This window comes from Acidobacteriota bacterium, from assembly GCA_018268895.1.
In the GTDB taxonomy this organism is placed as follows: domain Bacteria; phylum Acidobacteriota; class Terriglobia; order Terriglobales; family Acidobacteriaceae; genus Edaphobacter.
In genome coordinates this window covers 370,439-386,741 of record JAFDVP010000001.1, presented here as the reverse complement: position 1 = coordinate 386,741, position 16,303 = coordinate 370,439, and the positions used below count along the sequence as shown (strand labels likewise).

11 protein-coding genes are annotated in these 16,303 nt (G+C 59.2%); 9 read left to right on the top strand and 2 right to left on the bottom strand.

From position 1 onward, the window contains the following. Positions 1 to 2 precede the first annotated feature (2 nt). Positions 3 to 2,972, bottom strand: a complete 2,970-nt coding sequence (locus JSS95_01675) for a hypothetical protein (GenBank protein MBS1798514.1) — start codon at positions 2,970 to 2,972, stop codon at positions 3 to 5. Between the two features lie 714 nt (positions 2,973 to 3,686). Here JSS95_01675 and JSS95_01670 point away from each other — a divergent pair. From JSS95_01670 to JSS95_01630, 9 genes are all read left to right on the top strand, one after another. After that, positions 3,687 to 4,682 (top strand): fatty acid desaturase, encoded by a 996-nt coding sequence (locus tag JSS95_01670; protein ID MBS1798513.1) that lies wholly within the window; start codon positions 3,687 to 3,689, stop codon positions 4,680 to 4,682. A 220-nt stretch (positions 4,683 to 4,902) separates the two neighbouring features. Further along, positions 4,903 to 5,862, top strand: a complete 960-nt coding sequence (locus JSS95_01665; protein MBS1798512.1) for a DUF3011 domain-containing protein — start codon at positions 4,903 to 4,905, stop codon at positions 5,860 to 5,862. A gap of 143 nt (positions 5,863 to 6,005) precedes the next feature. Next, entirely contained in the window at positions 6,006 to 6,950 is a 945-nt protein-coding gene (locus JSS95_01660; protein ID MBS1798511.1) for a HAMP domain-containing histidine kinase, read from the top strand. After that, a complete protein-coding gene (locus tag JSS95_01655) occupies positions 6,947 to 7,681 on the top strand; it encodes a response regulator transcription factor (GenBank protein ID MBS1798510.1) in 735 nt (244 codons plus the stop codon). Before JSS95_01660 ends, JSS95_01655 begins: the two co-directional genes overlap by 4 nt. 88 nt (positions 7,682 to 7,769) lie before the next feature. Further along, complete coding sequence (locus JSS95_01650; protein MBS1798509.1) at positions 7,770 to 8,114, top strand: PadR family transcriptional regulator; 345 nt, start codon at positions 7,770 to 7,772, stop codon at positions 8,112 to 8,114. After that, the gene (locus JSS95_01645; GenBank protein MBS1798508.1) at positions 8,111 to 10,762 is read left to right on the top strand and encodes an ABC transporter permease; all 2,652 of its coding nucleotides are present in this window, start codon (positions 8,111 to 8,113) and stop codon (positions 10,760 to 10,762) included. Before JSS95_01650 ends, JSS95_01645 begins: the two co-directional genes overlap by 4 nt. Before the next feature lie 72 nt (positions 10,763 to 10,834). Further along, entirely contained in the window at positions 10,835 to 13,204 is a 2,370-nt protein-coding gene (gene lptF / locus JSS95_01640) for an LPS export ABC transporter permease LptF (protein ID MBS1798507.1), read from the top strand. A gap of 43 nt (positions 13,205 to 13,247) precedes the next feature. Beyond that, the gene (locus JSS95_01635; GenBank protein MBS1798506.1) at positions 13,248 to 13,931 is read left to right on the top strand and encodes an FKBP-type peptidyl-prolyl cis-trans isomerase; all 684 of its coding nucleotides are present in this window, start codon (positions 13,248 to 13,250) and stop codon (positions 13,929 to 13,931) included. A 90-nt stretch (positions 13,932 to 14,021) separates the two neighbouring features. Continuing rightward, complete coding sequence (locus JSS95_01630; protein MBS1798505.1) at positions 14,022 to 15,827, top strand: ABC transporter ATP-binding protein; 1,806 nt, start codon at positions 14,022 to 14,024, stop codon at positions 15,825 to 15,827. Positions 15,828 to 15,833: 6 nt separating this feature from the next. On the opposite strand, the gene fliS is transcribed toward JSS95_01630, so the two are convergent. Then, positions 15,834 to 16,298 carry a flagellar export chaperone FliS gene (gene fliS, locus JSS95_01625; protein ID MBS1798504.1) on the bottom strand — a complete coding sequence of 155 codons (465 nt, stop codon included), beginning with the start codon at positions 16,296 to 16,298 and terminating at the stop codon, positions 15,834 to 15,836. Between the last annotated feature and the right edge of the window lie 5 nt (positions 16,299 to 16,303).

Genomic DNA, 16,303 nt, shown 5'->3' with positions numbered 1-16,303 from the left:
CTTCACCGTACTCCTCCAATCCCCGGCTCAGGCCGCGTTTCGTCGGGGGTGCGTAATGACGTATTGGTTGCAACAGGCGGCAGACCGATCTTGCCCTGGAGAAACTCGTCTCCCGCCTCCTTCATCGCTCGATTCAAGGCCGACCAGTCTTCCAGATCCGTAGCAAATATCTTTGCCGACATGCGGCGCGTCAGCTCCGGAACCAGATGATTGAGGGTGGCAGGAGCATACCCCTTCTCATCCACCAGTCGCGCCCAGTAAAGGTTGTTTGACTCCCACGACTCGCCGAACAAGCGGCTCGACTCGCCTCCAAACGACGGAAACGGTTTGACATAGAGCAGTCCCGGAGCATAGCTCCGCGCCAGTACGGGATGCGGCACGCCGAAGTCTCGCGAGAGCTTCTCCGCGGCAGTGTCAGCCGGGCTTTGCTTTCGAAGCGCATCGAGCTGCTGGCTCGCCGCGCCATACGAAGCTGCCTGGTCGGGGTAGCGACGCCTGAATTCAGCCGAAAGATAGAAGGTATCAGCCGGCATTGTCTGTGCCAGTACGGCAATCGCATCCTCCCCGTTGGCCAGCGACTTGTCCAGTCCTTCAAGCCGCTGGGGGGACATCCGGTTGGCAAGGATATAGATCACCTTGCCGCGCAGATCGGCATTTGACGATGCCGCCGTCAACAGCTCCTCGCCGGACTTCTGGTAAAGCGCGACCGCATGTAGCTCCGCAGGAGTGATGTTCCACCATCTCGGCACCGTCGCGCCGACCAGCAGATCGGGAACCAATTCCTTCCAGATAAGCGCCTGGACGTTCTCCGGAGCGATGAAGTCCTGCTCCGTCGATGCAAGCGCGTACGGCAGGTCGGCCAGCGAACCCATCAGATAGGCGCCGCCGCCCGCCGGCGTACCCACTCCCATCAGCTCCGGCGACTGCCAGTACCTCTCCGTCGCCACCACCGAAATTCCCGAGAAGTCGTGCGAGCGCACAAACAGCGAATTGTTATGCAGCACCTGCGCACCCGGCGGCTCATAGTAGGCGTAGTTCAGGCCAACCAGCGTATCCCGAAGGAACGGTGTCAACTGGCCTCGTGCCGTATCCAACTGCGCCTTGCTCCCCGAACTCTTGATGATCTTTGTCAGGTCGGTCTTGATCTGCAGCTCTGCATGATGCGTGCTGTACACCCCCGGCGCCCACGTGATCTTTTCGTTGTTCGTGAAGATGGGCCGGGGCATCTCAAACTCGCGCAGTTCTCCGGCAAGCGAAAGCATATTCGACGGAGCGGTCGATCCCTGCCCCATGGCATTCAATCCATCGCCAAGAGCGAACAATGTATCCAGCGAGACCAGCCGCTGATCCTCCAGCACATTGCGAATACGACCGGCGATCTCCTGATGAGCTCGCTGGGCCTCGCTCCCCTGCTGCTGCGGTCCGGCCAGCATCTCAACCAGCTCGTCCTGCGTGACGTTGGGCTTACCCGCAGCAGCCACCAGCATATTGCTGAGCGATAGACGGGTAACATCGAACAGCTCCGGCGGTGAGCCTATCTTCGAGAAGGGGCCAACCATACTCAGCCAGGAGTTGTTTAACTCTGCGCGGGGAATCTCACCCTGTCGCGCAAGAATCTGCCAGAGCCCAATGTTCGCCTGGAATGCGCCGATTGCGTTGCCACGCAACGTCTGGTTCGAGATGCCCCCGATCGCATCTGCCACATTCATGAATCGCGCAATCGATTCATCCGTCAGCTCGGGGAACTCCGAGAAGAGCATGTACCAGCTTCCAAAGCGCTGAAAGCGTGCGGCCAGCAACCTCGCCGTCTCTGGAGAGAGCTTTCGATTCGAAGGCCTTCCAGCGTCGATCTCCGACAGTGTCAGATAACTCTGTAGAGGCCCCGTGTCCGACTCAAGACGCGAAAGCGACGCCATGGCCTCCAGCAGTTGGTCGCCGCTCGTCCAGTTGCGCGATTTCTTCCCCCAGGTTTTTACCAGCTTGAAATCGCTCTTTTCGTTCAGGATGTCCTTCCACACAGCCACGCCGCCGGGCACGTGAGGCTGGCCATCGGCATCCCAGTCCACCCTCGTAAACAGCACCAGCAGCCCCGGCGCCTTGCGAAAGACACTCGATGTTGCAGATGGGTCCGCATCGGGCGAGCGGAATGCCTCGTAAACCCGCTTCATACGGGCCGGTTCCGTCAGATGCGCCTGCTGGGACTGATCCACCCGCGAGAGCGCATCAAAATATGCGGCGAGCCATCCGTTGTCCTTTGCAAGCAACTTATAGACAAAGTCCGCCGGGGAATCGGGGCTTGCGCCAACCAGGTCCCTCCATGCTCCTTCTGCAGCCGCCCCGCCCGGAACGGCAACATGGCCCGACCGGATGGTTATCTGGTTGCCGTAAAAATCGAAGACCGGCGCAACATTCGATAGCTTCCAGAGTCCTGGCGATCGCTGAAGAGCCACGACTGTCTCGTAATCGCTGCGGCCCAGTGCCCAATATAGGCGGGCCACATCCGGCTCGCGTATCAGAAGATCGACCAGATTGCTGGATGTCCGCTTCCTGCTGATCGAAAGCCAGTCCACCTCATGCAACAGCACGGGAACTCGCGTCGAGGGGTAGGAATAGTCGAACGCAACTCCCTTTTGCAGCGCCTCCTCAAGCGTTACCAGAGGGAACCCCGAATCGATCGTCAGAAAAGCGCGGTCAGGATTGGAGGTTGCCAGCGTAAGGTTCTTGTCCTTGCAGTTGCCCGCTATCCGGTAACCGAGGATCTGAATCAGAGTGCCTGCGTCCTCGCAGTTATTGACATGGATGGTATTCGACGATCCTGCCAGAATCTGCAGTTCGCGCGCCTGTTGCACATACCTGTCCAGCAGCGACAGAAACTCCGTCGGATGGCCGCGGCTATAACCTTCCATATAAACGTTGCGAGCCAGCAGAGGCATGACATCGTCGGACGCAATCTTCTGGCTGATTCCCGCCATCCGCAAAAATGATCGCAACGGGCCTGGAATAGTAACGACATCACCAGAAAGAGAGATCGATCTTCCCGCAGGACCCGTCGAAACACGCCGCGCCGAGGTGGAGGAGTCTATGGCCTGCGCCTGTGAGACAGGCACCCAGCCAGATATGCCTATCGTGCCTGCTAAAAGGACTGCGAGAGAACGAAGAAGGACTTTCATCGCTAATGCCTCGTCAGAACCCTGAGACCTGCGGCCAGCCCATACCCGATACGGAATGGTCTTCCATCTCACGTTCAAAGACAGGCTGGAGTTATGCTCAGAAGAGGAAGACACTGCGCTCCAGCTTTAGCTGCAACCCGTGATCACGTCTCTTTGGTTTGCTTTCGTCGGACAACTATATATAGAACGCCGGGGCAGTACCAGCGGTTTTCCCGGCTAAATGTCAACAAAATGTAAAAACATCTTTCCTTGAAATCGCCAACTCGCCCAACGCAACATAAGGCCCCATTCAGACGACGCCTTCTATTCCAGTTGGCATCCCAGCCTCGATAACGAATCCGGCGGTGAAGAAGCATACTCCCCAACGGTGCCGTTTGACGAGTTGCCGACCGGCCACCTTGTACTTTGCCCCGCCTCCCAACCACCCAAAACCCACCATTACAAAAGTCTTACACCCACTCCCTCCTTCGCCCTGTTAGCTTCTGAGATAGAAGTTACAAGGATGCAAACAAGACCATGAGTTCCTCCATCATCACTCCCGAAGAGATCGCCCAGTCCCCCTCAGCGGAGACCTCACTGCCTTCCGCTAACGTCGCCGTAAAGGCTGCGCGCAAGGTTCGCGAAGACCTGCGCATGGGGCGCGAGCACCAGGAAGGCCGCATCAACTGGATCACCGCAATCGCCATGACGATCTTCCACATCGGCGCCATCGCCGCCCTGTTCTTCTTTTCGTGGACGAACCTTGCCGTCGCCATGGTCATGTACTTCTTCGCCATCAATGTCGGTATCGGCATGTGCTATCACCGTCTGCTGACGCATCGCGGCTACAGAACACCCCGCTGGATGGAGTACTTCCTGACGACCTGCGGCACGATGGCCCTTGAGGGTGGACCGATCTTCTGGGTGGCCACGCACCGCGTGCATCATCAGAACTCCGATCACGAAGGCGACCCACATACCCCGCACGACGGCACCTGGTGGGCCCACGCCGGCTGGATCATCTCTGGCCGCGCCCTGCATTCGGAGACCGCCCTGCTTGGCCGTTATGCCCCCGACCTTACCCGCGACCCCGTCCACGTCTGGCTGTCGAAGTACCACTGGCTGCCCTTGACCGTCGCCGGCTTCCTGCAGATCGCCCTCGGCGCGGCGCTCGCCGCCCCCGGCCACCGCATCGTTGGTGCCCTCGGCATGGTTCTGTGGGGGACGTTCCTGCGCACCACCCTCGGCCTGCACGCCACCTGGCTGGTCAACTCGGCTACGCACCTCTGGGGCAAGCGCCGCTTCGAGACACACGACGACTCGCGCAATAGCTGGTGGGTCGCCCTGCTCACCGGCGGCGAGGGCTGGCACAACAACCACCATGCTCACCCGGTAAGCGCGCGTCACGGCCTCGCGTGGTACGAGTTCGACGTCAACTACTACGGCATCTGGGTCATGTCGAAGCTCGGTCTCGCCAAAAAGGTTCAAATCGCCAAGTTCGACCCGGCCAATCCAAAGCCGGCTGGCATGTAATCAATTCACTTCGTTCACAGCAGGGGCGTGGAGAGATCCACGCCCTTCGTCTTTTAACCGCCAAAAGAATAAATCCAACGCCTGCCGATATATACCTCCCGTCGAAAACTCACATCCTATTCGACAGCCGGCCTGGCAAGGCGTATGTTTGCTTCGCTTGGCCGGTACCTACTGCAAGCGGGCTCCCTGAACTTCTGACACGACTATGAAAAGAGGCTCTATGTGTTCGAAACGAAATCTTCTGCCAGTCTTCGGCTTCGTTCTGGCCTTGCTCGGCTTCATCACAACCGCTAAACCCGCCCATGCGCAGGGATATGGAAACACAATTACCTGCTCGTCCGACAATGGCCGTCGCAATTTCTGCAACGCCGATACCCGAGGGGGAGTCCAGCTTACCCGCCAGATCAGCGGATCGCCCTGCATTCAGGGGCAGACCTGGGGGTGGAACAACAATCAGATCTGGGTCGACAAAGGTTGCCGCGCCGAGTTTCGCGCTGGCAACGGCAACGGCGGGGGATGGGGCGGAGGCAACGGCGGCACCATCACCTGTTCCTCTGACGATGGCCGCCGCAACTTTTGCAACGCCAATACACGAGGGGGCGTCCAGCTTACCCGCCAGATCAGCGGATCGCCCTGCACCCAGGGACAGACCTGGGGATGGAACAACAATCAGATCTGGGTCGACAAAGGCTGCCGCGCCGAATTTGCCACTGGAAGAGGCAATGGCTGGGGTAACGGCGGAGGCTGGGGTGGAAATAATGGCAGCACCATCACCTGTTCCTCCGACAATGGACGGCGCAACTTCTGCAACGCCAATACACGGGGAGGCGTCCAACTTACTCGCCAGATCAGCGGATCGCCCTGCACCCAGGGACAGACCTGGGGATGGAACAACAATCAGGTCTGGGTCGACAAAGGTTGCCGCGCCGAGTTTGTGACTGGCAGAGGCAACGGGAACGGCGGAGGTTGGGGTGGCAATGCGGGAGCAACCTTCAACTGCTCTTCCGACGATGGCCGTCGCAACTACTGCTCGATTCCCAACGGAGCCAACCCTGCCTCGGTCACGATGAGCAGGCAAATCAGCGGATCGCCCTGCGTTCAGGGACAGACCTGGGGTGCAGACGGTCGAGGAGTATGGGTTGATCGTGGGTGCCGCGCGGAATTTCGCACAAACCGATGAAATAAGAGAATCGAACACCTCTTAAATGACATTTCACGCTGCTCCGGATCGCAATAAGCGATCCGGAGTACTTTTTACCGTCAAGAAAACAAAACAAGAACGCCCGATATACTTTTCAATAACGGAAGAGCGTTCGCCCCCTCATGAACATTACCCGACGCCGAGGAACGATTGCAGTCTTTACAACGCTTGGCGTATTGCTCACCGGTGTCACCGTCTTCCTCAACATCACATGGATCATGCACAATGAGGGCCATCTCGCGCTTCTCATTCTGGGCATCATCTTTTTTGCGATCCTCGTCGCCGGTGTCGTCCTCAATACAATCTTTCTGGTTCGCGAGGTCCGCCGCAACGAGCGCCAGGACTCCTTTCTGAACGCCGTCACCCATGAGCTGAAAACTCCCATTGCCAGCATCCGGCTCTACCTCGAGACGCTGCAGCGCCGTCCCATGGATGAGATGCAGCGGCAGCAGTTTTATAGCAGCATGCTGGCCGACTCCGACCGCCTGCTAACAACCGTGGAGCAGGTACTTAAAGCCGGTCAACTGGGCCAGAAGCATCGTCAGCAGAACCGCACGGTGATCGATCTTGGCGCGCTTGTCGCCGAGTGCGTGACGATCACCCTGCAACGTCATCATCTGGAGCAGGATGCCATCGTGCTGGCTCCCGTACCGGGAGGCGTGCGGCTGCGCGTGATGGGGATCGCCGAGGACCTGCGCGCTGCGATCCTGAATGTGCTCGATAACGCTGTCAAATACTCTCCCGATGGCGTCCACGTCCGCTGCTCGCTGCTGATTACGCATTACACCTGGGCCACGCTCGAGATCACCGACACCGGGATAGGCCTGCCGCCAGACCAGCACAAGCGCATCTTTCGCCGCTTTTATCGCGTTCCCGGACGCACCATGCAGCGCATCAAGGGCACTGGCCTGGGGCTGTTTCTGGTCAGGAACATCCTGCGGCAGCATGGCGGCGATGCTATCGCGACAAGCCCAGGTTTGAACCAGGGCACTACCATCACTCTCACACTTCCTCTTGCCCCGTCGAACGATGCGCCGGTAATAGAGGCGGCCACGGAAAACGCATGAACGACTCCGCTTTGATCGCAGTTGTCGAGGACGAAGAGCATCTGGCACAGGGGTTGATCTTCAATCTCCAGGCCGAGGGATATCGTACCCATCTTGAAGCGGATGGAGATGCAGCGCTTGAATATCTGCTCCACACCACCGATGCAATCGATGCCATCGTGCTGGATTGTATGCTTCCTGGAGCGGATGGCTTTACCATTGTGCGCGCCCTGCGCGAGGCCAAGCGTTATACGCCGGTGCTGATGCTGACAGCGCGGTCCCGTCCGGAGGACATTCTGGAAGGGCTTGATGCCGGCGCCGACGACTATCTGCCGAAGCCGTTCGACCTTGGCATCCTGCTGATGCGCGTGAAATCGTTGCTGCGGCGCACGGCCTGGCACCGCACAACGGCCCAGACCAGCGCCCCGGGACAGCCCGTGCTCGCCGACGAGTACGCATTCAACCATCGCACCATCCGTTTCGACGCACTGGAGTTGATTGCCCCAAACCGCACGACCAACCTGACTGTGATGGAAGCCGACCTGCTCCGCTACCTCACCGAACGCGAAGGCCAGATTGTCTCGCGTAAGGAGATTCTTGAGCAGGTCTGGCGGGTGCACGAGGACACCGACACGCGCGCCATCGACAACTTCATCGTCCGCCTGCGCCGTTATATCGAAGACGATCCTGCGAATCCTCAGCACCTCGTTACCGTGCGGGGAATTGGCTACCGCTTTATCGCCAATCCCTGACGCTATTCGTCACAAAAGATCAATCTCCTATTGCAATCCCATAGGAAGTCATGTCAGGCTTCTATTGCCAACCAATAGGAGACCTCGCATGGGCGATAAAACCGATGTCTGGCAAGGAACCCTGGCGCTGATGGTCCTCAAGACCCTTGAGACCTTGGGCCCGCTTCACGGCTACGGCATCGCGCGGCGCATCGAGCAGACCAGCGGCGACCTGCTTTCGCTCAACTATGGAACGCTCTACCCCGCCCTCCTCCGCCTCGAGCAGGAAGGCTCCATTGCATCGGAGTGGGGTGTCTCCGACAACAACCGGAAGGCGAAGTTCTACTCGCTCACCCGCGCGGGCCGCCGTCAGCTTCATCAGGAGACGCGTAGCTGGGAGCAGACCACAGCCATCGTCGCGCGCTTTCTCTCAACCACGGAGGAGCCGTCATGAAACGCATTCGCGCATGGTTTCTCAGAGTCACCGGCGTCGTTCCCCGACAGCGGCAGGAGCAGGACTTCTCCGACGAGCTGGCCAGCCACATTCAAATGCACATCGAGGACAACCTGCGCGCAGGGATGTCCCCAGGGCAGGCACGCCGCGAAGCTCATCTCAAGCTCGGCGGCATGGAACATACCAAGCAAACTCATCGCGAAGGCCGCACGGTTCCCTTCCTCGAAGCGTTGCTGCAGGATCTCCACTATGCTCTGCGTCAACTTCGCCGCAGCCCCGGCTTTACGATCACTGCTGTGTTGATGCTGTCGCTCGGCATCGGTGCCAGCGTCGCAATCTTTGGGTTTGTTGATGCTGCGCTTCTTAAGCCACTGCCTTATGCCGACTCAACCCGCCTGGCCGACGTCACAGAGCGCGGCACAGCCTTCCGCCACCGCTCGAACCTCTCCTACATGGACTTTCGCGACTGGCAGCGCATGAACAAGGTCTTCTCTTCGCTTGACGCCTACACCGGCGGCGGCTATCTGCTCACAACGCCCTCGGGCGTTGAGCCGGTTGCTGCCGCGCGGGTGAGCGACGGATTCTTCCGCACTCTGGGCGTCAGACCGATGCTGGGCCGCGACTTCTACTCCGGGGAAGATCAGCCGAACGCTCCTGCGACCTCAATCATTCCCTACGCAACATGGCAGAGGCGCTTTGGGGGACGCAGCAATGTCATCGGGCAGACCGCCATCTTCAACGGAATGCCAACGACGATCATCGGGGTACTGCCTGAGGAGTTTCAGTTCGCTCCTTTCGGAGGCGTCGAGTTCTGGATGACTCTCCACGAGATGTCCAACTGCGAAAAGCGCCGCAGTTGCCACAATCTCTTTGCAATCGGACGCCTCAAAGACGGAATAAGCTTCGAAGCCGCGCAGACGGAGATGTCCGCAATCGCAAAGCAACTCGAGATACAGTACCCCGGCTCGAACCGTGACCAGGGAGCGCATGTCGGCCCGCTTTCGGAACTCATCGTCCGGCAGATTCGGCCCATCCTGCTTGTGCTTCTCGCCGGTGCCTGTCTTCTGCTCGTCATCGCCTGCTCGAATATCGCCAGCCTTCTGCTTGTTCGCTCCGAGAGTCGACGGCGCGAGTTCGCTGTGCGCGGAGCACTGGGCGCTTCACCGGCCCGCCTCATCCGCCAATTCATTACTGAGGGTGTCGTTCTTGCCGCAGCAGGAAGTTTAGCCGGGCTTGCCGCAGGCTACATCGCCATACGCCTGTTGTTCGGCCTCATCTCAAAGGACATGCTGGCCAGCATGCCTTATCTGGGACAACTCGGCTTCAATTCACATGTCATGGCATTTACGGCAATTATTGCCATGCTGGCTACCGCCGTCTTTTCGCTGACTCCTGTGCTTCGCCTACCCACCGCAGCGATCCGCGAATCTCTCAACGATGGCGACCGCGGCTCTGCCGGCACACTCTGGCGGCGTCTGGGGGCGAATCTCGTTGTGCTCGAGCTTACGGTCGCAGTCGTGCTTCTTGTGGGAGCAGGTCTACTGGGTAAGAGCTTCTATCGCCTGCTGCATGTCGATCTCGCCTTTGAACCCTCGAACCTCGCAACGCTCTACATCTCAATCCCCGGAAACATCTACCAGAAGAACGAAGAGATCGTAGTTGTGACTCATAAGATCATCGATCGCGTCTCGTCGCTGCCTGGTGTAACCTCCGTCGCCATAACCAGCGTTCTGCCTGTCAGCGGCAACGGCAATACAAACTGGATTCGCGTTGTCGGCCATCCATTCCACGGCGAACATAATGAGGTCAACGAACGCGAGGTTAGCTCACAATACTTCAAGACCATTCAGGCGCAGCTTCTGCGCGGCCGCATTTTTACTGAGCAGGAAGACGGCACGCGGCCCCGTGTCGCCGTCATCAACCAGGCGTTCGCGGACAAATACTTCCCCGGCGAAGACCCGATTGGAAAGAAGTACGGCAACGGCGACCTTAGCCCCGATTCCATCAGCGAGATCATCGGCGTCGTCGACAATATCCGCGAAAGCTCTCTCGACGAGGATGTCTGGCCCGCTGAATACAAGGCATACAACCAGGACCCGGACAGTCGCTACGGCCTCATCGTTCGCGCCTCTGGCGACGACAAGGCCCTTCTACCTGCACTCGTCGCTGCAATCCACGAAGTCGACCCCAGCGTGGGGACCCGCGATCCCCAAACCATGGAGCAGCGCATCAGCAGTACGCAGGCTGCTTATCTTCACCGGTCCGCGGCTTGGCTTGTCGGGGGCTTCGCCGCTCTCGCTCTGCTTCTCGGCGTCATTGGCCTCTATGGGGTGATCGCCTACTCCGTCTCCCAGCGCACCCGCGAGATAGGCGTGCGTATGGCACTGGGCGCGCAACGGGCCACGGTTTACCGGCTCATTCTGCGTGAGGCCAGTACCCTGACTGCGCTTGGCATCGCTGCGGGTATCGTCTGCGCCATGCTCGCTTCAACACTCATCCGGGGACTTCTCTTCCACATCCACATCTGGGACATCTCCACTCTTGCTTTTGTCGCCATCGTTCTCGGAGTCGCAGCACTTCTTGCCAGCTTCATTCCCGCCCGGCGCGCGGCCTCCATCAACCCCGTTGAGGCGCTTCGGGCTGAATAGCGGCGAATCCGCCGCAGGAGCGCATGTCGCCGCCAACTGCTTTACACTCAACGTAGAGCACGAACCACCCTCATGCGCATCATCACCCGCTACATCCTCCGCGAAGTCACCTCCCACGCCCTGCTCGGCGGAGTCCTCTTCACCTTTGTGCTCTTCATGCGCGATCTGGGCGATATCGTCACGCTGGTCGTCCGCGGCTCGGCTTCCGTCACGGACGTGCTTCGCATCTTCGCCTATCTTCTTCCCAGCTTCCTCATCATCACCATCCCGATGGCCGTACTCGTCGGAATTCTGCTCGGCCTCTCCCGCCTTGCCGCCGACTCTGAAATCACCGCCATGCGCGCCTCCGGCATGGGTGCGTTCGACTTCGTTCGTATCATCTCCATCGTTGCTGGAGCCGGAGTCCTGGTCGGACTCTTCAACTCCCTCTACCTTGCACCACGCTCCGCCGCTGCTACTCTTGCGCTGCGGCAGTCGCTCATTAGCAGTCAGGCTTCATTTGAAGTCCAACCCCGAGTCTTCTATGAGGACTTCCGCAACTACGTCCTCTACATTCAGGACGTTCGCCCTGCTGCAGGCGCTGCGCTGTGGCACCACGTCTTCCTCGCCGATCTTAGCCAACCAGCCAGCCCGAACATCACCACGGCCGACCAGGCTGTCGTCGTCAACGACAATTCGCAGACGATACGCCTTCACTTACTCAACGGCGGTCAGCACCAGACCTCACCCAACGATCCAAATCAGTACAACATCTCTACCTTCACCTCAACCGATCTTCCGATTCAAACTGGCTTTCAGGAAGAGCCTCGTCTAGGCCGCTCTGATACTCCACTCCTGGCCCTTCCACTCTCCGAACTCTGGCGCCGCGGCAACTCACCTTCAAGCGACATCCCGGGCCAGCCTGCGCGCCTCTACCGCATCGAGTTCAACCGGCGCTTCTCCTATCCTTTCGCCTGCCTCGTCCTCATGCTCATTGGCGTCCCGCTCGGCATCTCCTCCAAGCGCGGGGGAAAATCCACAGGCTTCGTTCTCACCATCGTTCTCGTTTTCATCTACTACTTCCTCTCACAGATCGGCATCGCATTTGCAAGAAACGGAAAGCTCTCCCCCGTCCTCGGAGTCTGGGGCGCCAACCTTCTCTTTGCGGCAGCCGGTACCGTCCTGCTCTACCAGATGTCCCGCGGAGGGATCGCCCTCGGCCTCATCTCTTCCATCGGCGTCCGGCTCAACAAGCTCCTCACCCGCTTCACCCATAACCAAAAGATCGCCGCGAACAGCAACCTCGATATTGCCACCATCCTGCGTCGTTTCCGCAGCACCTTCCGATTGCAGTTTCCACTGCTGCTTGATGACTACGTGATGCGCGAGTACGTGACGAACTTTGCATTGGTGCTCGTGTCGTTCTCAATGCTGTTCATCATCTTTACCTTCTTCGAGTTGATCGGCGACATCATTCGCAACCGCACCCCGCTGGTCACCGTGGGCGACTACCTCATCAACCTGATTCCGTACATCATCTACAACGTCACTCCGCTCTGCTGTCTTGTCGCCGTGCTGGTCACCTTCGGCGCACTCAGCCGGTCGTCCGAGCTGACAGCGATGAAGGCTACAGGCACCAGTCTTTATCGCATTGTTACGCCAGTGCTTATCACCACTATATTGATCGCAGCAGGGCTATTTGCCTTCGACGATTTCTATCTGCCCGCCGCCAATCGCCGCCAGGAGGCGTTACGCTCCATCATCAAGAACAAGCCCGCGCAGACCTTCCTGCGCCCCGACCGCAAATGGATCTCAGGGCAGGCACAAACCTCCGGTTCGCCGTCGCGCGTCTTCTACTATCAGTTCTTCGACCCGGCAAAGAACGTCTTCGCCAACCTGACTGTCTTCGAGTTCGACCCCACCAACTTCACCCTGCAAAGGCGCATCTTCGCCGCATCGGCCCATTGGAACGATCGCGTGAACCAGTGGGTGCTCGAGAACGGCTGGCAACGCACCTTCCAGGGCGAGACCATCGCCTCATACCAGCCGTTTATGATTACGACATTTCCCGAGATCCACGAGCAGCCGTCCTACTTCGTCAAAGAAGACCGCCCAGCGCAGGAGATGAGCTACAACGAGCTCTCACGTTACATCTCCGACCTCAATCAATCCGGCTTCGACACCAAACGGCTTAGCGTGCAACTCAATCGCAAACTCGCCTATCCGTTGATAACTCTTGTGATGGCGATGCTCGCGATTCCCTTCGCGCTGTCGATGGGCAAACGAGGCTCGCTTGCGGGGATTGCGACAGCCATCGGCCTGGCCATCGCGTACTGGGTGGTTGACGGGCTCTTTCAAGCCATGGGGAACGTCAACACGCTTCCAGCACTGCTGGCCGCGTGGACGCCTGACCTGCTCTTTGGCATTGCAGGCACCTATCTGTTGCTTCGCACCCCCACGTAGACAAACACAACCAACCGCGCGTGGACGTACACTATAAGCCACGATGAGACACCGATTTCTTTTCGCAACAGTCATGCTTGCCGCCACCGCAGCCGCGCAGACAACCTCCACGGTGCCTCGCAGGACGACGGCGCGGCACACGACCGCCACCAAAACCGCAGCACCTGCCGCCAACCCCGCCGACAATCCACCGAATGTGCCCAAAGTAGCAGGCACGCCACAGAACCTGTACGCGCTCCGCTATATCGATACCGAGGTAGGCGCCGGCCCGCTGGCCGAGAGCCGCAAGTTCTATACCGTTCACTACACAGGTTGGCTCACCGACGGCACAAAGTTCGACTCTTCGCACGACCACCCTGGCGGCGAGCCGATCGTCTTCCCCTACGGTGCACGCAGAGTCATTCCCGGATGGGACACAGGCTTTGAGGGAATGCACGTCGGCGGCAAGCGCAGGCTCTTTATCCCCTATCAGCTTGCCTATGGCGAAAGCGGACGTCCGCCAGTGATCCCCGCCAAGGCCGATCTTATCTTCGATATCGAACTCGTCGCGCAGTCGGACACGCCCCCTCAATCGAAGCCGGCTCCCGCTGCGGCTGAACCTGCTCAGGACTCCTCACAGACCGGGCATTCCGAAGGTCTTCCAGCCGGTTCTCAGCCAAAAGCCGCACCCGCACCGGCTCAGCCCGAAACTGCGCCGAAACCGCAGGCCCCTCCTAAGCCGCAGTAGCCTGACCAATAATCGGAACGCCAACCGTGGCACCCGGCACCTTTGCCACGGCTGGTGTATCTCATCTGCAAGCAGATTTAAACTATTGACATGATGGATCGCCTAAAACCCCTTAATCCCTATCTGCGTCGATACTGGAAATCTCTCGCGTGGGGCGGCGTGGCCGTCATCCTGTACAACGTCATCAAGGTGCTGCTGCCCATCGTCATCGGCCACGCCGTAGACGACATGCGACACGGCGTCAGCGAACAGAAGATCCTCTTCCACGCGCTTCGCGTGCTCCTCGTCGCTGGATCCTCGGCGGTCTTTCTCTACATCACCCGCCAGGTCATCATCGGTGCTTCGCGGGAGATCGAGTTCGACCTTCGCAACGACCTGTTCAGCAACCTTGAACGCCAGTCGCCGGAGTTCTACCACACGCACCGCACCGGCGACATCATGGCCCGCACAACCAACGACCTCAACGCGGTCCGTCAACTCCTGGGGCCAGCCATCATGTACAGCGCCAACACGCTGGTTTTCGCCTGCGCCGCGCTTCCCTTCATGTATCGCATCAGTCCCAAGCTGACGTTCTTTGCGTTTGTTCCCATGCCAGCGGCATCGGTACTCGTGCAGTACTTCGGCAACCGCATCCATCGCCGGTTCGAGCGTATACAGGCAATGTTCTCCGACATCTCGGCCAAGGCGCAGGAAAACTTCTCCGGCGCCCGCCTGATCCGCGCCTTCGCGCAGGAAGAAGCAGAGATCGCCTCCTTTGAAGAGGCAAACAAGGAGTACATCCGCCGCAGCCTCCATCTCGTCCGACTAATGGCGATGCTCTGGCCCACACTCGAATTTGTGCTCGGGCTATCGCTGATGATCACGCTGTGGGTTGGCGGCCACGAGGTTGTGCAACATCGCATCTCGCTCGGCGAATTCGCGAGCTTCAACGTCTACATGGTGCAGCTCATCTGGCCGATCATCGCTGTCGGCTGGGTCGTCAACCTCTTTCAACGAGGCACCGCATCGGTGGTTCGCATCGACGAACTTCTCAAGCAAAAGCCATCGATCGCCGACGATCCCGCTCTGCTGGCCTGTCGTCCCCAACGTAGCTCTTCCCACCTTGACTTCGAGTACGACGCTTCCGCACTTCCTTCCTGTAGCATTCAGGGCAGCATCGAGCTTCACAACCTCAGCTTCGCATATCCAGAAGGACCAACCGTCCTTCACAATATCAATCTTCACATCCCGGCAGGAACATCGCTCGCTATCGTAGGCCCCACTGGATCCGGAAAATCTACGCTGGTCTCGCTGATCCCGCGTCTTCTGGACGCTGCGCCGGACATGGTACTCATCGATGGCGAACCCATCCGCTCGTTCCCTCTTGCTGAGCTACGCTCCAGCATCGGGTTCGTGCCGCAGGAGACGTTCCTCTTCTCCGACACGATTCGCCACAACATCAGCTTCGGCGTCCCCGAAGCAACCGGCGAGCAGATCGAAGACGCGGCAGCCATCGCGCACATCCGCACGGAGATCCTCGAATTCCCACGCGGCTTCGACACGATGGTAGGCGAGCGCGGCGTAACTCTCTCGGGCGGCCAGAAACAGCGCACCGCAATTGCCCGCGCCGTCGTCCGCGACCCTCGCATCCTCATCCTCGACGATGCACTGGCCTCAGTCGATACCTACACGGAGGAACGCATCCTCTCCGGCCTGGCGAGCGTGATGGAAGGACGCACGACGATCTTCATCTCGCACCGCATCTCAACCGCTCGTAACGCCAACCAGATCGCAGTGCTCGTGCAGGGCCGCATCGCAGAACTTGGTACGCACGACGAGTTGATTGCGCGGAATGGCTACTACACCAGCCTGTTTGAGAAACAGCGGCTTGAAGAAGAACTCTCCGTCGCCACCTGACAATTGCTACGCTGACCACACTGCCGGCGTTCGCTCGGCCACGGCTTCCATAGCAGCAGGCGCGACAAAACGCTCTTCGCGTGTCCGCAACTCCCTGGGCAGCACGCGACCCGCTTCAGGGTCGCGCGCCGCAATTACCCAGGCCTCGCGAACGCTGCGCACGCACTGAATTACCTCTTCCATCTTCTGGTGCGAATTGGAATGCGATGCTTCCAACGTCATCGTAAAGACTGCCGCGTAAAAATCGTTCAGCGAAGCTGCCGTCTCTCCGCCAAGGTCGATCCGCAATCGCGCCTGGAGGTACATCACAATATCCAGTGCCTTTTTCACCGAGATGCGCCGTCCGCTCACGTCGCCTTCGTCGATACAGGCCAGGGACTGATATAGAAAGCGGACCAGCCCGTTGTACAGCGCCAGAACCAGCTCGATACCCGTTGCTCCCGCCAGCGATTGCTCCTGGTAGTTCGTCATGTCAC